This is a genomic window from bacterium, from assembly GCA_022616075.1.
Lineage (GTDB): Bacteria > Acidobacteriota > HRBIN11 > JAKEFK01 > JAKEFK01 > JAKEFK01.
The window spans coordinates 1-19,993 of sequence record JAKEFK010000076.1 but is presented as its reverse complement, the minus strand read 5'-3'; the positions used below and the strand labels follow the sequence as shown (position 1 = coordinate 19,993).

The 19,993-nt window shown below is 48.7% G+C and carries 17 protein-coding genes; 14 read left to right on the top strand and 3 right to left on the bottom strand.

Annotated features, from left to right (window positions below):
• Window positions 1-2: 2 nt before the first annotated feature.
• From L0156_06735 to L0156_06670, 14 genes are all read left to right on the top strand, one after another.
• Window positions 3-1,496 carry a UDP-N-acetylmuramoyl-L-alanyl-D-glutamate--2,6-diaminopimelate ligase gene (locus L0156_06735; protein MCI0602694.1) on the top strand — a complete coding sequence of 498 codons (1,494 nt, stop codon included), beginning with the start codon at window positions 3-5 and terminating at the stop codon, window positions 1,494-1,496.
• Window positions 1,480-2,847 carry a UDP-N-acetylmuramoyl-tripeptide--D-alanyl-D-alanine ligase gene (murF, locus tag L0156_06730; GenBank protein MCI0602693.1) on the top strand — a complete coding sequence of 456 codons (1,368 nt, stop codon included), beginning with the start codon at window positions 1,480-1,482 and terminating at the stop codon, window positions 2,845-2,847. Before L0156_06735 ends, murF begins: the two co-directional genes overlap by 17 nt.
• Window positions 2,848-2,921: 74 nt before the next feature.
• Window positions 2,922-4,001 (top strand): phospho-N-acetylmuramoyl-pentapeptide-transferase, encoded by a 1,080-nt coding sequence (gene mraY, locus L0156_06725; protein ID MCI0602692.1) that lies wholly within the window; start codon window positions 2,922-2,924, stop codon window positions 3,999-4,001.
• Between the two features lie 62 nt (window positions 4,002-4,063).
• Window positions 4,064-5,428 carry a UDP-N-acetylmuramoyl-L-alanine--D-glutamate ligase gene (gene murD / locus L0156_06720; GenBank protein ID MCI0602691.1) on the top strand — a complete coding sequence of 455 codons (1,365 nt, stop codon included), beginning with the start codon at window positions 4,064-4,066 and terminating at the stop codon, window positions 5,426-5,428.
• Between the two features lie 41 nt (window positions 5,429-5,469).
• Window positions 5,470-6,561 (top strand): putative lipid II flippase FtsW, encoded by a 1,092-nt coding sequence (ftsW, locus tag L0156_06715; protein MCI0602690.1) that lies wholly within the window; start codon window positions 5,470-5,472, stop codon window positions 6,559-6,561.
• Window positions 6,551-7,633: an undecaprenyldiphospho-muramoylpentapeptide beta-N-acetylglucosaminyltransferase gene (gene murG, locus L0156_06710; protein ID MCI0602689.1), complete on the top strand. Its 1,083-nt coding sequence runs from the start codon at window positions 6,551-6,553 to the stop codon at window positions 7,631-7,633. Before ftsW ends, murG begins: the two co-directional genes overlap by 11 nt.
• A gap of 9 nt (window positions 7,634-7,642) precedes the next feature.
• Window positions 7,643-9,043 (top strand): UDP-N-acetylmuramate--L-alanine ligase, encoded by a 1,401-nt coding sequence (murC, locus tag L0156_06705; GenBank protein ID MCI0602688.1) that lies wholly within the window; start codon window positions 7,643-7,645, stop codon window positions 9,041-9,043.
• Entirely contained in the window at window positions 9,012-9,872 is an 861-nt protein-coding gene (gene murB, locus L0156_06700) for a UDP-N-acetylmuramate dehydrogenase (GenBank protein ID MCI0602687.1), read from the top strand. The genes murC and murB overlap by 32 nt, the downstream gene beginning before the upstream one ends.
• Before the next feature lie 88 nt (window positions 9,873-9,960).
• Window positions 9,961-10,788, top strand: coding sequence for an FtsQ-type POTRA domain-containing protein (locus L0156_06695; protein ID MCI0602686.1), 828 nt, complete (start codon window positions 9,961-9,963; stop codon window positions 10,786-10,788).
• Entirely contained in the window at window positions 10,788-12,014 is a 1,227-nt protein-coding gene (gene ftsA / locus L0156_06690) for a cell division protein FtsA (protein ID MCI0602685.1), read from the top strand. The genes L0156_06695 and ftsA overlap by 1 nt, the downstream gene beginning before the upstream one ends.
• A gap of 63 nt (window positions 12,015-12,077) precedes the next feature.
• Entirely contained in the window at window positions 12,078-13,265 is a 1,188-nt protein-coding gene (gene ftsZ / locus L0156_06685) for a cell division protein FtsZ (protein MCI0602684.1), read from the top strand.
• A gap of 188 nt (window positions 13,266-13,453) precedes the next feature.
• Window positions 13,454-14,074 (top strand): ATP-binding cassette domain-containing protein, encoded by a 621-nt coding sequence (locus L0156_06680; protein MCI0602683.1) that lies wholly within the window; start codon window positions 13,454-13,456, stop codon window positions 14,072-14,074.
• A gap of 62 nt (window positions 14,075-14,136) precedes the next feature.
• Window positions 14,137-14,493, top strand: a complete 357-nt coding sequence (locus L0156_06675) for an ATP-binding protein (protein ID MCI0602682.1) — start codon at window positions 14,137-14,139, stop codon at window positions 14,491-14,493.
• Window positions 14,490-14,834 carry a hypothetical protein gene (locus L0156_06670; protein MCI0602681.1) on the top strand — a complete coding sequence of 115 codons (345 nt, stop codon included), beginning with the start codon at window positions 14,490-14,492 and terminating at the stop codon, window positions 14,832-14,834. The genes L0156_06675 and L0156_06670 overlap by 4 nt, the downstream gene beginning before the upstream one ends.
• A 309-nt stretch (window positions 14,835-15,143) precedes the next feature.
• On the opposite strand, the gene L0156_06665 is transcribed toward L0156_06670, so the two are convergent.
• The 3 genes from L0156_06665 to L0156_06655 all read right to left on the bottom strand — a co-directional run.
• On the bottom strand, window positions 15,144-15,404 hold the full coding sequence (locus L0156_06665) for a MoaD/ThiS family protein (protein ID MCI0602680.1): 261 nt from the start codon (window positions 15,402-15,404) through the stop codon (window positions 15,144-15,146).
• Window positions 15,401-16,522, bottom strand: a complete 1,122-nt coding sequence (locus L0156_06660; protein MCI0602679.1) for a glycosyl hydrolase — start codon at window positions 16,520-16,522, stop codon at window positions 15,401-15,403. The genes L0156_06665 and L0156_06660 overlap by 4 nt, the downstream gene beginning before the upstream one ends.
• A 124-nt stretch (window positions 16,523-16,646) precedes the next feature.
• Window positions 16,647-19,993: ABC transporter substrate-binding protein (locus tag L0156_06655; GenBank protein MCI0602678.1), on the bottom strand; the 3,347-nt coding region annotated here is incomplete at its 5' end.

The window sequence follows — 19,993 nt, the reverse complement described above, 5'->3', positions numbered from 1 at the left end:
GAATGAATCTACGTACGCTTCTCTCCTATTTGGAGAAATATGACGCTTCTGGCAATCTTGACATTGACATCTCCGGCCTAGCTTACGATTCCAGAAAAATCCAGCCTGGATATCTTTTCGCGGCGCTTCCCGGATCCAATTATCACGGCGCGCAATTCCTCGCTGAAGCGGAAGTTGCAGGCGCAGCAGCAATTCTGACGAATCTGGAAGTGCAAACCGAAATGACACGCATTTATGTTGATTCTCCGCGTCTTGCTCTTGCTATTTTGAGTGACGTTTATTGCGGATGCCCTTCTCAACATTTAAAACTTTTCGGAGTAACCGGCACAAACGGCAAAACAACGAGCACCTTCCTATTACATTCTGCGTTGAAAGCCGCGGGAATTCGATCCGGACTGCTGGGGACGGTTCAATACAGAGGTTCACAATTCTTGAGTCAGGCAAATCTCACGACTCCTGAATCATTGGATCTGCAGAAAATGCTTGCAGGTATGGTAGCCGAACAATGCGGCGCCTGTGTGATGGAGGTTTCCTCACATTCACTGATTCAAGACAGAGTCGGAGGTTGCCGGTTTGAGGCAGTCATTTTTACGAATCTGACGCAGGATCATCTCGATTATCACAAAACCATGGAGGACTATTTTCAGGCGAAATGGATGATTTTTGAGAATGAAATTTGCAAGACGGAAACAGCAGTTATCAACAGAGATGATGCTTACGGACTCCGCATTTTGAAACAGCGGAAAAAACTCGGTCTCAAAGCTGTCAGCTACGGTTTTGAAGATGGAGCGGATTATCGCATCACGGAATGGGACTCCACTCCTCAAGGCAGCGAATTGTGGATTGAATTTGAAGACAGAGGCGATTCGAGGGACAAAATTTTGTTAAAAACTCCATTGATTGCGCGTTTTAACGCTTATAACGTTTGTGGAGTCTTTGCTGCGCTCCATTCTTGCGGGATTTCTGCGGAGCATATTGCCGCCGGTGTGGAAAGAATGCAACAGGTTCCGGGTCGTTTGGAAAGAATTCATCATGGCCAACCATTCTTAATCTTCATTGATTATGCGCACACAGAAGATGCTATGAGACAGTTGCTCCAGACGGTTCGTCCATATACGGACAAGAAGCTTGTGATTCTGTTCGGGTGTGGAGGCGACAGAGACCGGGGAAAACGTCCCTTGATGGGAGAAGTAGCAGGACAGCTTGCAGACACAGTCATTTTAACTTCCGACAACCCCCGGAGAGAAGATCCGAAAGACATCATTGAGGATATTCTCACCGGGGTGAATGCATCGGGAAACAAGAATGTGCACATCATTCTGGATCGTAAAGAAGCGATTGAGTTTGCGCTAAAAAATCTCACCGCTGGAGATACCCTTTTGCTAGCAGGAAAGGGACACGAAAATTATCAAATGATTGGACCGGAAAAATTTCATTTCGATGAAAGAGAAATTTTAGCTGGTTATTTTGCCGGAGCTTATGAAGCTAACCGTTGAAGAGATTGCACACGGTACAGGAGGAAGAATACTCCAGCGACACCAGGACTCTTTTGAGTCGTTTGGAATCGACTCTCGTAAAATTCCAAAGGGCGGTCTGTTTTTCGCGATGAAAGGAGAGAACACGGACGGCCATCTCTTTCTTCAGGATGCGTTTCGCAATGGCGCGGCAGGAGCGGTCGTGGAGCGCGCGGAGGAGCCATTTGTGGCTGCTGCGCTAAAGACGCTGATTCTGGTGAATGACACAATGAAAGCGATCCAGGATCTTGCCGCATTTGTCAGGAAACAGAGTCCCTCAAAATACGTTGGCATTACAGGAAGTTCGGGGAAAACCTCCACCAAAGAGTTCACCGCGGAACTGCTGGCGAAAACATATGCCGTATACAAGAGTGAAGGAAATCTTAACAGCTTAACCGGCTTACCGCTAAGTCTACTTTCCATGGAGCAAAAAGAATGCGCGGTCTTTGAGGTCGCAATGAATCATCCGGGCGAAATCGAGCGGCTTTCGAAGATTCTCAAACCGGATGTCGGCGTGATCATGAATGTAAATCCAGTGCATGCGGTTCAGTTTTCCTCTATAAACGAAATCGCTGATGAAAAATGTTCGCTGATTCAGGGCATGCTTGAAGACTCTACGGTCATCTACAACGCCGATGATCTTTTGCTCGATGTGCGCTTGAGAACGCGCAAAGCAAAATTCTTGTATGGTTTTTCACCGAAAGTGGATCTGAGAATTACGGATGTCCGAATGCGCGGTGTTAGAGGCAGCCACGCCGTTTTGGTTTCCCATGGCCGTCAGATTCCGTTAGAAACGGAGCTTTGTGGGTTCGGCAATCTCTATAACATTGCTGCTGCCGTCTCCGTTGCATTAACGATGAACGTTCCCGTTGCAGAAATTGCGGATGGCATCACCCAGTTGAGACCATTTCAACAGCGCGGCACTCTGATTCGGAAGAACGGCATCCATATTTACGATGACACGTACAACAGTAACCCAAAAGCGCTGGAAATGATTCTTAAAATGGCTGGTGAAAGCACCGGATATAACCGAAAAATTGCGGTGTTGGGAGACATGCTCGAACTGGGACCGGATGAGGAAAAATTTCACGCGGACGCTGGAGAACAGGTGGCTATGAATCAATTCGACATCCTGATTACGACCGGGCCCTTAAGCCGGCATATGGGAAACTCGGCAGAAAAAAGAGGAATAACAGTTTATACGACCGACAGTTCAACAGAGGCGGCTGAAAAAGCGGCTTCCGTGGCCGAAGACGGAGACTTGATAATCGTAAAAGGCTCACGAGGAATGAAAATGGAAGTTGTAGTTGAAAAATTAACGCAAACAAAATAGCGCGGACGTCTCGTCTGCGTTGAAGGCCGTAGACACGCGCTACTTTGGGACGAAAGTTTTGAAGAAATAAAGAAATGCTTTACTGGATTTTATCTCCTGAACTGACGGGCCTTGCTCTGTTCCGTTTCATCACTTTTCGGACTGCTGCGGCAACGATTATGGCCATGCTGATTACGCTGATCTTTGGTGGCTGGGCAATCCGAAAGTTAAAGGAATTTCAGATCGGCCAGCAGATCCGGGCGGAAGGCCCTTCTTCTCATCACGCGAAGGCCGGAACGCCCACGATGGGAGGGCTGATTATTCTGACAGGCATGCTGATTCCAACAATTCTCTTTGCAGATTTGACGAATTACTTTATTTGGATTTTGCTCTTCGTCACAGTAACTTTCGGATTCATAGGATTCCTGGATGACTACGCCAAGATGGCAAAACGCCGGTCGCTGGGCCTCACTGCGCGACACAAAATGGCGCTACAGATATTCTTTAGCATGCTTGTTGGTTTGTTTCTGATCTATCTTTCCCAAAGCAGTGAGTATTACAGCACACGACTCGTTCTCCCTTTCATCAAATGGTGGCAGCCTGATATTGGTTACTTCTATATCTTTCTGGTTGTCCTTGTAATTGTGGGTTGCTCCAATGCCGTTAATCTCACTGACGGATTGGATGGCCTTGCGATCGGATCGGTTCTCATTGCATCGGCTGCATACACCGCGCTCGCATACATCTCAGGACATGCTGTGTTTTCACAATATCTCTTGCTTCCCTTTACCAAGCAGGCCGCAGAAATTACGATCTTCGGAGGAGCCCTGGTGGGTTCGAGCATTGGATTCCTGTGGTACAACGCTTACCCCGCGGAAGTTTTCATGGGAGATGTGGGATCTCTTTCGTTGGGCGCTGCAATAGGAACGATCGCGGTTCTCATTAAGCAGGAATTTTTGTTGATCATTGTCGGTGGTCTTTTTGTGCTGGAAGCGCTGTCGGTCATTATTCAAGTGGCTTCTTATAAGTTGACGAAAAAACGCGTGTTTTTGATGGCTCCCCTTCATCATCATTTCGAACTGAAAGGATGGCGCGAGCCAAAAGTGATCATTCGCCTTTGGATTATTGCGTTCTTATTCATGTTATTAAGTTTAACGACTCTGAAGTTGAGGTAAACAAAGTAGCGCGGGCGTCCCGCCGGCGTTGCAGGCCGGACGGCCCGCACTACTTTGCTGATATGGATTTAACCGGTAAGAAGGTTCTGGTTGCGGGATTTGCCCGAACGGGGCAAGCGGTCGTGGATTTTTTGCGGGATTTTCCGTGCGAAGTTGCTGTGTCAGAGACAAGAGACGCTGCTGCTTTTGAAGATTTATCGAAACGTTATCCGCGTGTGGAGTTCGAATTAGGCGGTCACACAACAAAAACGTTCGTTACGGCGGACATCATTGTTTTAAGCCCTGGAATTCCCAGCACGATTGAGCCCCTGGTTGCGGCAAAGGAAGCAGGAATCCCCATACTTGCGGAAATTGAGCTCGCATACCGTTTCTTGAAAGGCACATTGATTGGAATCACAGGCACGAACGGGAAATCAACAACCACGAAACTGGCTGGAGCCATGTTACAAGAAGCGGGCAAACGGGCTTTTATCTGCGGGAACATTGGAACGCCTTTGATTCAGTTTTGCAAAGAGTCACGAACGGACGATTACTATGTAGCGGAAATTTCAAGCTTTCAGCTAGAAACGATCCATCAGTTCAGGCCCCATATCTCCGCGCTCATCAATCTGGCGGAAGATCATCTTGATTGGTATCCATCCGTTGCTCCGTACTATCACGCGAAAATGCGCATGTTTGAAAACCAGACTAAAACGAATTTTGCCGTTTTGAATTATGACGATCCTTATATCCGTGATCATGCGGAGAAAATACAGGCTCACCATTTCTGGTTCTCTCGAAAGGAGATTCCACCATCGGGTGTGTTCGCAAAAAATGGTTTGATCCGAGTCGTTTCCGGGATGCCGGTTTTGAATTTCAATCTTGGCGCCTTGAAAGGCGTACACAATCTGGAAAACAGCCTGTGTGCAGCTTCCATCGCTCTTCTTTGCGCGGTCCTGCCCAAACAGATGCAGAAAGCCGCTGAGGAATTTCGGTCACTTCCCCATCGAATGGAAGATGTGGGAGAAGTGGGAGGCGTTCATTATTACGATGATTCGAAAGCGACCAACGTGGATGCAGTGTTGAAATCACTGGAAAGTTTTCCAGGAAACATTTTCTTGATCATGGGTGGCAAAGATAAGGGTTGCGATTATCGAGTGCTTCGCGATCTGGTTCGAAACCGTGTGAAATCGTTGTTGTTGATCGGTGAGGCAGCTCAGCGGATTGCCAGTGATCTGCGCGATGTTCGTGAGCCGGTATTTTGCAGCTCATTACAGGAAGCGGTGCAACGCGCCGCAGCCCAGGCGGAAGCGGGAGACGTAGTGCTCCTGTCACCTGCTTGTTCAAGTTTTGATATGTTTACAGACTACGCGGAACGGGGAAACGTCTTCCGTCAAGCGGTACAGGATTTAAACGCAGAGGCGCAGGGACGCAGAGAAAAAAAATGATGAGTTATCTCTGCGTCTCTGCGTCTCTGCGTTAAAAAATTATGGCGAGGAAACTGAGTTCGGATAAGTTGTTGTTTGCGATTACGATCATGCTTGTGATGTTCGGTCTGGTCATGGTGTACTCGGCTTCCGCCGTCATGGCGATGGAAAAGTATGGCTCACCGTTCTATTACGCGATTCGCCAGTCTTTGTGGTTTGTTCTGGGACTCCTCGCGATGGTGCTATTCATGAACATTCCTTATCGAACCTGGAACAATCGCGTTTTGATTTATGCACTTCTTGTGGTTCATGTGCTCTTGCTGGTGCTTGTGCTCTTTGCTCCTGCCGTCGCAAATGTGCATCGATGGTTCCGCGTCGGTCCTCTGTCTCTGCAACCGGCCGAGCTTGTAAAATTTCCGTTGCTGCTCTTTCTTGCTTATCATCTTTCCCGCAAGCAGGATCAGATCGACACAATCTGGCCAGGGCTCCTGCCTCCACTGGTGATCAGCGGTCAAATTGCTTTCCTGATTGTCATTGAGCCGGATCTCGGAACGGCCGTCATGGTGATCGCCATCACCATCGCGATGCTTTTCTATGCGGGAATGCCCTACAAATACTTTGCGCTGATGGCAGGAGCATGCTTGCCTGCTTTTTATTTTCTTGTGATGAATGTTGATTACCGGAGGGAACGGCTATTAACTTTTTTTAATCCTGAGGCGGACGCGTCTGATTCCGGTTTTCAAATCATACAATCGTTGATCGCTCTGGGAAGCGGCGGCGCGGAAGGTGTCGGACTGGCTAACGGAATTCAAAAACTATTTTATCTGCCCGAGCCACACACCGATTTCATTTATGCAATCATCGGCGAAGAACTGGGGTTGATCGGCGCGATTGTTGTGCTCTTTGCATTTTTGTTCTTCTTATGGCGCGGCCTTCGAATTGCCTGGAAGGTGCAGGATCCGTTCGGTCAATTCCTTGCTGCCGGGATTACCATAATGATCGTACTGCAGGCCATGATCAACATCAGCGTGGTGATCGGATTATTACCGACAAAAGGGCTGCCCCTTCCTTTTATCAGCTCCGGCGGTTCTTCTCTTCTGCTGAACATGATGGCTGTGGGAACTTTGTTAAACATATCGCAACATGCAAATTGAGGAGGAAATGCGGGTGCTGATGGCGGATGGTGGAACGGGTGGCCATATCTTTCCCGCGCTCACCGTGGCCGAGGAGTTCAGGCGGCGCGATCCGGATGGAGCAGTCCTCTTTACAGGAACGATCGCAGGTTTGGAGCAGGACCTGGTACCGCGTCATGGTTATGAATTGAAACTCATCCGGATTGGGGGACTGATCGGAAAAGGCCTGTTTACCAAAATCAAAACTCTGATGCAATTACCGTTTGCCTATCTTGAAAGCCGCAAGATCCTCAAAGAATTTCGGCCGGATCTTGTGATTGGGTACGGAGCCTATGCATCCGGACCCGTTTTAATGGCTGCGCATCATAAGAAAATTCCCATTCTTCTAGTCGAACCGAATGCGATTCCAGGTTTCACCAACCGGATGACGCTGAAATATGCTGCTTCCATTGCGGTCCCTTATGAAGACAAACAGGGCGTTTTCCAGGGGAAAGCAAAAGTTACAGGGAATCCTGTGCGCCCGATCTCTGTTCGTGAAGTGAAAAAAGAGAAGTTTACGATCGGAGTATTTGGAGGCAGCCAGGGTGCGCGGGCGATCAACCAGACGGTCGTTGAGCTTTTACCGAAACTCGCCGAAAAACGGGGAAGCATCCATTTGATTCATCAAACCGGCAAAGGGGATTTTGAAGCGATCCGGAAACAATATGAGCGGATTGCTCCCTTTTATGAAGTAGCTCCGTTTATATATGATGTAGAAGAATTCTATAACCGGTGCGACCTTTTGATTTGCCGTTCGGGTGCAATTACATTGGCGGAAATCACGGCGTTGGGAAAACCGGCTATTCTGGTGCCTTTGCCAACTGCGGCGCACAATCACCAGGAACAGAACGCAAAGCGATTGATGGAAGCGGGCGCGGCCAGAATGATTCTGCAAAAGGATCTGACGGCCGCTTCGCTGTCTGCGGTTATCAATGAACTGATTGAGTCATCGGAAGCACTGAAACAAATGGCTGCCGCATCAAAGGGCATGGGGCGTCCCGATGCTACGAATAATGTAGTAGATCTGGCGCAGTCCATTGCATCAAAGAGGTAATTTACGAGTATGGTTTTTAAACAACATCAGGTTCATATGATTGGCATCGGCGGAAGCGGTATGTGCGGAATCGCCGAAGTGCTGCTGAGTCTGGGGCATAGAGTTACAGGCTCTGATCTGAAAGAGACGGCCACAACGCAACGGCTCGCTTCGTTAGGAGCAACGATTCACTTCGGACACAACGCATCCAATGTAGGCTCGCCCGACGTTGTAGTGGTTTCTTCGGCCGTTTCAGCGGAGAATCCGGAAGTTGTTGCAGCGCGGGCCAAGAAAATTCCGGTGATACCGCGTGCCGAAATGCTGGCCGAGCTGATGCGTCTGAAGTACAGCGTCACCATCGCAGGAGCGCACGGAAAAACCAGCACGACATCCATGACCGGAATGCTACTGCAAGATGCTGGATTGGACCCAACCATCGTCATCGGGGGAAGGTTGCAGGCGCTGGGCAGTCATGCGCGCTCAGGTGAAGGGGAATTCATTGTTGTCGAAGCTGATGAAAGCGACCGTTCCTTTTTGAAACTGTCCGCCACGATCGCAGTCATCACAAATATTGACGAAGAACACATGGACCATTATACCGATCTGGAAGATATCAAACGATCCTTCATTCTGTTCGCCAATAAAGTTCCTTTCTACGGATCGGTGGTTCTATGCATCGATAACGAAGAGAATCGCAGCATTCTTCCCATGATCGAAAGGAGAGTCATCACTTACGGATTCTCTGAAGAAGCGGATTTTCGGGCCGTTCCTGTCCTGATCAAGGAAAACACTTCGGAATTTCAGGTTTTTCACCAAGGTGTAAACATGGGAACGGTGAAGCTGAACGTGCCGGGCACTCACAACATCGTAAATAGCATGGCTGCCATAGCCGTAGCATCCCAGCTTGGGGTTTCTTTTGATACAGCGCGCGATTCCCTATCTCGATTCCGTGGAGCCGATCGTCGCTTCCAGATGAAAGCGAATGCGCGGGATATCTTGATTGTCGATGATTACGCGCATCATCCCAGTGAAATCGAGGCAACGCTGAACGCCGCGCGCCAGGGTTGGAACAGGAGAATCATCGCGGTATTTCAACCACATCGTTTCACTCGCCTGCACCATTTGATCGATCAGTTTACATCCTGCTTTGATATCGCAGACGTACTGGTGTTAACCGAAGTTTATGCTGCCGGAGAAAAACCGATTCCCGGAGTCACGATTGAGAAACTGGCTGGATCGATGAAGCATCAGAATGTGATGCTCCATAAGGAACTGGACAGTTTGCCCGAAAAGGTTCTATCTCTGGCAAAGCCAGGTGACATCGTACTTTTTCTGGGAGCCGGAACGATCACTTCTGTTGCAGACCGCGCGGCAAAATTATTGATGGAACAGTCAAAAAATGAAAATCAAGAAGAACCAAAAGCTCAGTGACTACACAACAATCGGCATCGGCGGGCCGGTTCCGGTGGTCTATCTGCCGCAGAACGAACAGGAGCTGATGGATCTTTTGAAGACATTGAAAGCAGAAAAACAGAAATTCCGAATCATCGGGAACGGAAGCAACGTGCTCGCTGATGACCGGGGGATTGAAGATGCTGTTGTTTGCACGCGGTCGCTGGAGAGAGTGCTCCGCGTGGATGGGAATCTTTTAACGGCGGATGCCGGCTATCCCATGGCTCAGCTCGCATACCAGTCCGCTTCAAAAGGATTGACTGGATTGGAATTTGCTGTTGGAATCCCAGGCAGCATCGGCGGAGTTGTCCGAATGAATGCAGGCGCGCATGGCCATACGATCAGCGAAGTGGTTCATTCCGTGAAAATTGTAAAAACAGATGGTACTGCTGTGATTGCTTCCAATCAGGATCTTCAATTCACTTACCGTTCTTCAGCCATTCCACCTGACGGGATTATCACCGAAGTAAACCTGAAACTGATTCCCGATGATTCCAGGAAAATTCACGAACGGATCCGTGAATACAACGAGCACCGGACTTCCACTCAACCGTTAAAAGAAAAAAGCGCCGGATGCATTTTCAAAAATCCAGGCCCTTGCGCCGCGGGGAAACTGATCGAAGATTCCGGACTAAAAGGATTTGCAGTCGGAGGAGCCGTGGTTTCCGAGATCCATGCAAACTTCATTGTGAACCGCAATCAGGCAACTTTTCATGATGTACTCAACTTAATCGATCACATCAAGAAGACGGTACACACTTCACAGAAAGTCGATTTGCAGGAAGAGGTAGTCGTATGGAGAAAATAAACCGCCAAGGCGCCAAGATCGCCAAGAAGAAAATCTATCGTTCAAGCTTGGCGTCTTGGCGTCTTGGCGATTGGATTTTGAGGGACTCATGAAAGCGCCTATGCAGAAAGAAGACGAGAAAGTAATCGACTATCAGTACATTCGAAATCTGAAAAACAAAGAGGTGCGCAAGACCCGTTTTAAACGCACACTTTCCCAGCGCATTCTTCATTTTATTCTTTTGATCCTTCTAACAGGCGAACTTTTCTATCTCGGCGGACACGGGTTTCAGATTTTACGGAACAGCGATGTATTCATTCTGAGAGACGTTGAAGTTACGGGCATCAAAAAAACAAGTCCTGAGGAAATTGAAGCTCTCGTGTTTGCGTCTCAAAAGAATACGTTGAAAGTCGATTTAAAACAGATCAAGTTGCGTCTTGAAAGCCATCCCTGGATTCAGAGCGCGATCCTCTGGCGGGAATTGCCGGGCACGATTCGCGTACATATCCTGGAAAGAAAGCCGGTCGCCATCGTGTCAACAGGCAACCTTTACCTCGTGGATTCCGACGGGCACGTCATCCAAACCCTCGAAAAGTCCTCGGAATTCTCGTCTCTTCCCGTCATTACAGGGATCACCGAGATCAGCAATGAGGTGCAAATTCGGGCAAGTTTGAATTTCGTAGAAACTGTTTCCCGGGACCCGGCAATTTTTCAGCAAGTTTCCGAATTTCATTACTACGACAATCATAATACTATTTTATATTTAAAGGGTTATTCTTTTGGACTTTTAGTCTCAAAAGATGATATTCTTCCGATGATTAAAAAGTTCGCAGATTATTCCACGTTCATGAAAGATCATTTCTCCAACCAGAAACTAATCGACCTTCGTTATGAAGGACAGATCATCGTAAAAGATGGTTACAAGGAACAGCTTTAATGGCGAAAAAAGATCGTTATATCGTCGGTCTTGATATCGGTACCACAAAAGTCTGTATCCTTGTCGCGGAAATCAAAGACGAAGTGACAATCGATATCATCGGAATGGGGAGTTGCGATTCAAAGGGTCTTCGCAAGGGAGTTATTACGCACGTAGATCCCACTGTGGAGTGCATCAAAAAAGTGGTTGAAGAAGCCGAGCTGATGGCCGGAATCAATATAGAGGAAGCTTATGTAGGAATCGCGGGAGAGCACATTATGGGCTCGAACAGCCGCGGCATGATCAGCATTAATTCAAAAGACCACGTCATTTCGAGAGAAGACATCAGTCGAGTCATCGAAGCGGCTAAGACGATCCCGATTCCGGCCGACAAAGACATTCTGCATGTTTTGCCGCAGGAGTTTATGGTCGACGGCCAGGATGAGATTGCTGATCCGATGGGAATCAGCGGAAGCCGCCTGGAAGTCAACGTGCATGTGGTCAGTTGCGGTAACACGCAACTGCAAACATTGTTGACGTGCGTAAATAAAGCAGGGATCGAAGTATCCGATACTGTTTTGGAACAATTAGCCAGCAGCGAAGCAGTTCTTACGCCTGATGAAAAGGAGCTAGGTGTTGCGCTGATCGATATTGGAGGTGGCACCACAGATCTTGCTGTTTTTGAAAAGCAGAGTTTGTGGCACAGCTACATTCGATCGATTGGTGGAGATCATTTCACCAGCGACATAGCGGTTGGATTACGCACTCCGATACCGGAGGCGGAAAAAATTAAAAAAAAATACGGTTGCGCGCTCAGTTCCCTGATTGAAGATGAAGAAACAATCGAGGTAGCTGGAGTAGGAGGACGCAAACCACGATACATGCCACGGCAGGTATTGTGTGAGATTATCCAGCCGCGCGCGGAAGAATTGTTCTCTATAATGAAAGAGGAAATTGAACGAATGGGTCTGACCCGTTCATTGAATTCCGGAATTGTGATTACCGGTGGAGGCTCACTACTGGAAGGGACAGTAGAGATAGCCGAAAGGATTTTCGATCTGCCGGTGCGCATCGGCAAACCCTCGGGTGTGGGTGGTTTGATTGATGTGATTAACAGTCCCGTTTACTCTACGGCGGTCGGTCTGATTATTTACGGATTTCGGACACGCGAGCTGCGGAGGGACCGTTTCCATATGCGCCGCAGACCGCTGTGGCGCTTTCGTGAATGGTTTAACGAAATGTTTTGACGACGCGCGACGCGAAGACGCAAGGACGCGTAAACGCGTGGACGATTGTCACTGGAGGATGATATGGAGTTATTTGATGAGCTTGAGTTAACGCCCGATGGCCAGACTCAGGTAAAGATTTCACTGGAGGAAGTGGGAGTACAGGGAGCGAGAATCAAAGTTGTTGGCGTTGGCGGTGGAGGTGGAAACGCCATCAATCGCATGGTGGATGTCGGTCTCAATGGAGCCGAATTCATCGCAATCAATACAGATCTGCAAGCGCTACGTAATTCCAGAGCTCCGGTCCGTTTGCAAATCGGATCCACGCTAACAAAGGGACTGGGCGCCGGCGCAAACCCTGACATTGGCAGACAGGCCGCGATGGAAGATGCTGAGAAAGTCATGGAGCTCATGGAAGGCGCCGACATGATTTTCATCACCGCGGGAATGGGAGGGGGAACAGGAACGGGAGCAGCGCCGGTCATCGCAAGCTTTGCGCATGAACTGGGAGCGCTGACAGTTGCTGTGGTCACAAAACCATTCTCCTTCGAAGCCAAACAACGCTCGCGCCAGGCAGATCTCGGCTTGAAAGAGCTGCGAAGCTGCGTCGATAGCATCATCGTGATTCCGAACGACAAATTGATTTCCACTGTTGACCGCAGCATGACCTTCAAGGATGCATGCGCCAAAGCGGATGACGTCTTGCGACACGCTGTTCAAAGCATCTCCGATTTGATTTTGAGTCCGGGTTTGATCAACCTCGATTTTGCGGACGTGCGCACCATCATGAAAGGAATGGGAAAAGCAGTCATGGGAACCGGCATTGCCAGCGGCGAAAGCCGGGCTCTGGACGCCGCCGAAAAAGCCATCAACAGTCCGCTTCTGGAAGAAGCTTCTATTGACGGCGCTCGCGGCATTCTGATCAACATCACGGCGAGCAGCAGTTTGACATTGTTTGAAGTCGACCAGGCTTGCAAATTGATCCACCAGTGCGCGCATGAAGATGCAACGATCATTTTTGGGACAACCGTCAATGAATCCTACAAAGAGGACGTGAAAGTGACCGTCATAGCTACGGGTTTCGAGCACGTCAGTGAAATGTCCGGGCCTACTCTCAAGACGATTATTGCTAATAAGGTAGAAGCAGCGGCGGCAGGCTCCCATCATCAGGAGAATGTGTCCTTCTACCGGAAGAGCAACAATCCCAACACAGGCTCCTTCAGCTTTGACGGCGATGATCTGGACATCCCGACGTTCAAACGGAAGCTGTAAGATTCAACGCAAAGGCGCAAAGGCGCAAAGAAAAACTTATTTAATAGGTTTGTTTCTTGCTGTAAGTCGACAAGTACGTCTATTCATCGAAAGCAGGACACGTTGAACATAACAAGACACGAGACTGTGAATTTTAGGCGGTTATGAAGCATCTCAAAGGAGATTATACTTAGTAAAATTGGATATACATGTTCAGTAGAATAAAATTTCAAGATTTTATGGCGCTAAGGGATCTAGATCGGACGCTTGGCCGATTGACACTCTTAATAGGTCCTAACGGAAGCGGAAAGAGTACCTTTTTAAAGGGAATACTCGGGGTTCAGAATCCTGGCGTATTCGGTAACCAAATCGTTGTTGTGAACACACGTGCTAAAACAGACTCTGCCCGTGTCTCTTTGTACCTTGAGAAAGCATTTGTGCAAGAGCATACATCGGGACCTGCTAGGGATTTCGATTGGCAGCTATATTTCCAAGCGGAATGGAGAGCGCCACATGTTGGAATGGGGACGTTATTGAACGGAAGTCCGCAGCCCACTGATACTCTTAAGCAAGAATTACTCGAAGAATTGAACAATATTATGGTTTTTACCCTAATTGGACAGGCCATAGCCCAACCATCTCAGGTCCAACCTGACATAAAGTTAAGCCAGTATGGGCATAACCTTGCTGCAGTTCTGGACAATCTTCGCGACAAAGAACCCGAAAGGTACGAAGCAATAAACGAAGACATTAATAGCTGGTTTCCTGAATTTGACAGGTTATATTTGATACTCCTGCACAAGGAACAAAACTTTTTGGGTTACGCGTAAAACGAGACAAGTCGAAGATATGGGCTCCCAACCTCTCGGATGGTACACTCATCGCTGTCTTCTTGCTCGTTCTATCCCGCTTACCATCTCCTCCGCGATTCATTGGTCTTGAAGAAGCAGACCGAGGGTTACATCCTCTGTTGTTGCGACGAGTCTACGACGCCATCAATCGTCTATGCCATCCAGAAGAATTCGGTGAAAAGAGGAAGCCGGTTCAGGTTGTAGCTACGACGCATTCTCCATATTTCTTAGATTTGTTCAACGAACATCCTGAAGAAGTATGGATTGCCGAAAAAGTTAATAGTGATGCGAAGTTCCGTAAACTTAACGAAATGGATAATTTTGAAGAAATATTGTCTGGCTCATCGCTTGGTTCTGTATGGTACTCTGGCATTCTAGGTGGCGTTCCGACTGAATGAAAATAGCCATTATCGGTGAATCGCCCGCTGACGAAAAGGCAATCGCAATTCTAATTAAGGCAATTTTACAGGTCCCCATTGAGCCAATGCCCGTATATCGACGCGCAGGTGGCTGGAATCAAGCGCTCGAGATTCTCCCTGCGCTTATTCGCAGCATCTATTACAATGAGTTTGCCGAAGGACTTGTTATTGTCGTCGATTCAAACCTTCAACCGGTTCACCTTTTGGACGACTCTCATTTCCCCGCGTTTTGCCTGGGTAAGCATAATAACGTTACAGAAGCTGCCTGGTCATGGAACTGGAGCAACCAAATTCTTGTGGATACACCACAAAAGAGTTAAAAAGGAAAATTTACTTGAAGGAAAGACTGAATCTAACGGAGGAAATTGAAATAATGGAGACTGAGGCACGACGCATTTCTCTCCGTTTGGATGACTTGAGAACGAATTTTGCGAATGGATTTGGCTTACTGGTCAATGATCTCAAAAATTGGATTTAATGAGGTACATCAATGATCTCAAGTCGGTCAAGATGAGAAGCAGAACAGTCCGAACTCAAGCGCATTCACTATGACGGCGATGACCTGGACATGCCGACGTTCAAAAAGGAAATCTTACAACTTTGCGTCTTGGCGTCTTTGCGTTGAATTCCTATCCGCCGCTGAGGGCGCAGATGACCAGGACTTCGTCATTTTTTTGCAGCGGGATGGCGAGTGAATGCACTTGTTCGCGGTTGACAAAAATCTTGATGTGGGTGCGGATCTGTTCCTGTTCATCGATGATGCGAAAACGAATTCCGGGATATTTTTGATTCAGGTTTTCCAGCAGATCAGCCAGCGTATCACCGCGCGCGTCCACATGCGATTTTTCCCGAGTGTAGGAACGCAATGGGGAAGGAATAAAAATATTCATCGATGAGTGTTTGCCGCCTCCAGTGAATAGATATGGGGAAGATGCCGCACCAGACAATTCCACGAGTCACCATGATCGCGACTTCCCCATATTTCTCCGCTGGTGGTTCCGAAATAAATGCCCACGTTTTTTTCCTGATCAGCAGTCATGGCCTGGCGTTTCACGGTCCACCACGCATTCTTCTCCGGCAAACCTTTTGTTAAACGCTGCCACGTTTTTCCGGCGTTGGATGTTCGAAAAACGGCCGGCTTCCCTTCCGGACTTGTTCGTGGCCAGACGGTTGTTCCATCCATAGGGAAAACCCAAACCATATCGGGATCGCGCGGATGAAGCACAAGGGGGAATCCGATGTCACCGGTTTTTTTCGGCATCGCTTTTCCGATTCGTACCCAATTTCCCTGCGCACGTTCCATCCTGTAAATGCCGCAGTGATTTTGCTGATAGAGACGGTCCGGCATCAACGGGTGGAACCGAACACAATGCGGATCATGGCCGTACTCGGCGTTTGGATCGGGCAAGAAGTCAGCTGCGCAGCCTTTGTTTAACGGTTGCCACGAAGCTCCTTTATCGGTGCTTTCAAACACACCGCCACCCGACATTCCAATGTACATGTGTTTTGGATTGCGTGGATCGACCAGAATCGAATGAAGTTTTGGACCATCCGGTGTTCCGTCCTGTTCCCCGCCAGTCCACGCTCTTTGCATCGGATTCAGATTGAATCCATCCACGCTTTCCCAGTTCTTACCATGATCTTGGGAACGAAACAATCCTTGCGGAGAAGTTCCTGCGTACCACACGCCGGGCTCACTGTGGTGTCCCGGTGTCAGCCAGAACACATGATCGACCACCAGACCCTTTTCACCTTCTTGTGCTTTCGCAAAAGAGGGAGGTTTCTCGATTTCTTTCCACTTCTTTCCCCGGTCGGTAGAACGGAAAATTGTTGGTCCCAGATGCCCGGTTCGCGCGGCCATCAGCAGAGTCTTGCCATCGCGAGGATCCAGTACGAGATGATGAACCATATTGCCAAGCAGAATAGGATCGGACACGGACCATCTTCGTCGTTTGGAATCAGAAGTAAGAATGAATGCGCCCTTGCGTGTACCAACCAGAAGTCTCATGATTTCTCCTTTAAGTAGCAGTGGCAGAGCATTTGCCACGGTCTTGAATCTGTGTTGTTCTTCCGAAGTTCAATATTCATGGAATCGCCATTTCAGATTTGTGGCAAATGCTCTGCCACTACTTTTAATTTTCGATCCACAACGCATCATAAGCAACAACGGGAAAAAATAGATTGAGTTTCAGATTCTGAACCTGCGGCCTTGAAAAGCGGTAGGTTTGTTCATGAAACAGAGGAATGAGAACAGCGCGTCGAGCAATCATTTTCTCAATTTGTCTGTAGATTTCATGGCGCAAATTTGGATCCTGTTCAGACCGCGCTTTTTCACTCAATTGATCCATCTCTCTCATTCCACAAAAACGGCCATCCGCTCCCTGTTCTGAATGCAAAGCGCCATACGTGAAAGTGTCAGGATCCGGATAGTCGGCAGTCCAACCGGTCACCGCTAAATCCACATCCGGTGAGTTCAAGATCTGCGCATATTCGGATTCGGTTGGATGCAGAACGGTGATTTGGACGCCCATCTTTTCCCATACTTGAAAAATCTCTTCGGCCAATCCAACGTAGCGGCCCTGATGCCTTGGCGAAATGCAAGCTGTTAAGCGTATTCCCAGATGAGGATATGTTGAAGGTGCGGATGATTTCATCGGAGCAGCAGGTTCATAGCCCAATAATCCCGGCGGAAGAATGCCTTCACCGGGAATTCCTAAACGGCCCAGTTTTCGTTTGACAAGCGTTCGCGCATCGATGGCCTTTGCCAGCTGCTGACGGATTGACTCGGTGTCCAGCGGCGCACGATTGATGTTGAAGGCGATGTATTCAGTCGAAAGGCGCGGCGTTTCGCGATAACAAGAAACGTAATCCGGTTCCCGTCTCAAATTCTCTACATCTTCCGGCAAAAGGTCAGACGCAATTGAAAAACGACCGCTCCGAAAACCTGAAGCGATTGTTTCAGGAGCCAGACCAAATGTAAAAACGAGACTTTCGCTTTTTGGATAACCTTTTCGCCAGTATGTCGGATTAGCCTCCAAATGCAGTTTCCGTCCCGCTTCAAACCGGGATACGCGAAAAGCGCCTGTGCCGACGCAACCATTCTGCCAATTGCTTTGTGTTGGATCACTCCCTTCAGCAATGATGGCGGTTGCAGGAAACGAAAGCAGAGCCGGAAAAAACGAAAGCGGATATTCGAGATCGATTACAAATTCCAGCGGAGAAAGTATTTTGAATCCCTCCAGCGCTTCTTTTTGTCCTGAATATACGGCTTTGGCCCCAAGAATCGGAAACAGCAGGCTGCGACTTTTGCTGTCCGGATTCTTAAGAAAGCGCTCAAACGAGAATCGCACGTCTCTTGCAGTTAACGGGCGTCCGTTGTGGAAAGTCACGTCATCCCGAAGACGAAAAGAGAATCTGCGACCGCCATCCTCCGCTGAGTATTCCGCCGCAAGCAAGGGAGTCGTTCGCGCTCCTTCCTCATACTGGATTAATGTTTCAAAAACTGAAGGAAGCACTTCTCCCGATACCTCTAAAAAAGCAAGCGATGGATCCATACTGGGAAGCTGGCGGCAAACTGGAATCTGAAGAGTTTCCCTGTGGGTTTTGCTTTCAGAGATTTCATGACCCGCTTCCACTTTTCCGATTTCTGCGTAGTTCACGTAGGGCGCAACGCTGCGGAGTCGTAACCGGCGAACATGCGGACCACCAACCCGGTAATAGACCTCATGGAAGAGTGGCAAAAAAAGACCCGTGTCTAACAAATGGTTCTCAATTTCTCGATACAGATTGTCTCTCTTTTCCGGAAGAATTTCTGTGCGCGCCTCATCGATCATTGCATCCAACGCAGCGGAAGAATAGTAGGTGCGGTAGGCTCCTTGTTCTGAACCAAACAGCCCGTAGGTAAAATTGTCCGGGTCGTCATAGTCAGCGATCCAGCGGCCGAGAATCAAATCACATCCTTCACTGTCCGCCATTTTCTCCAGATAAGTTTTCATATCGATTGTGATTACGGTTAGCTCCACGCCAAAATCGGACCAGAATTGAAACAGAGTTTTCGTAAGCTGCGAGTAACGGTCCAGAAAGTGAGGATGCGCGGCCACCCTTAAACGCATCGGCTGAACGGCAGAGAGTATTTCGCGCGCTTCTTCCAGAGGAAAGAGCAGGCGTCTTCGTCCCGGGTCATAGCAAAAAATACCAGGTGGCAATAAACTTTCCGCGGGTTGAGCAGATCTGCCGAGGGTTGTTCGTACAAGATCCTGCGTGCGCACCGATGCTGAAAATGCGTGACAGACCTCAACAGACGAAAACGCAGGTGAATTCTGATTCAGCAGGACATAATAGACGTTTTTGCGCGCTGCTTCTGCAATTTGTGAACGGGAACGCCGGCCTTTAAGGATTTCATCAATATCGGAAGCGGGTAAATCGCGAACCAGATCAAACCGTCCGGAGCTGAGTCCTTCACCAATTTCGCGCGCGGTAAGCGAACATTTAAAATCGATGCGATCCAGAATTGCTCTTGCCCTCCAATAAAGTTCATACCGCTGAAGAATCACATGAGAGCTTGTAAAAGAGCTGATTACGAACGCTCCCGTCCCGGCGATGGAATCTTCCCTGGACCAGCCAACGGCCGTACGAGTATCGGTCAACAGTGCCGGATACATGGGAAGGCGTTCTTTCATCTGGATTCCAAGCTTCAGATCTGAGAATGCCAGGAGTCCGCTGACATGATCGGTCGAGCCATCCAGGAACTCAGTGACTCCTAGAATCGCCGCGAAAGCAGCCGGCAAAGATTTCCTGCATCTTTGAATAGAATCCTGCCACGCGGATTTGATCAGAGCCGCCGTGAGGGTCCTTCCACCATGCATTCGGATTCCTTCCTGAAGCGTAAAAAGAAAAGCCCGGCCTTCGTTGAGAGGTTCCCAACGTGTGGAAAGTAGCGGCAGCAAATTACCCTGCGCATCCGTGGTGATCAGGGTTTCGAATACATTGGCAAGGATTTCATTTTCTTCATCCACTCTTATTTCGGCTGGATGTTGCGCATGCACGGCAGCAGAAAATCCCACCATCAGAGTTCCTCCCGCCTGTATCTCCTCTTCGTCTTGAGCCGGCTGCTGCCGGCGTATCGATTCGAGCTGCGAGACGTACTCCTGCGCTTTCCCATATTCACAACGTAAATTTGCAGCAGTCGCGGCAATCGAAAGCAATTTCTCATGAACCTCGACCTGGCCTGAAACCCTTGCCATTTCAATCCCCCGCTCCACCCAGGTTCGCAAAGTTTCCAGCTTTCGACCAAGCCAGGATGTTTCTACGAGAAACACAATCGCTTCCTGCATCCCATCGGCTTCCTGATGCCGTCCCAGCAATTCAATCACCACTTCCGTCTCTTGAATCGCTTGATCCCAACGTCCTGCCATGCGATGACACTCCGCGAGAACTTTGCGCGTTTCCACTTCTAAGAGGGGATCATGAATATCCGCGT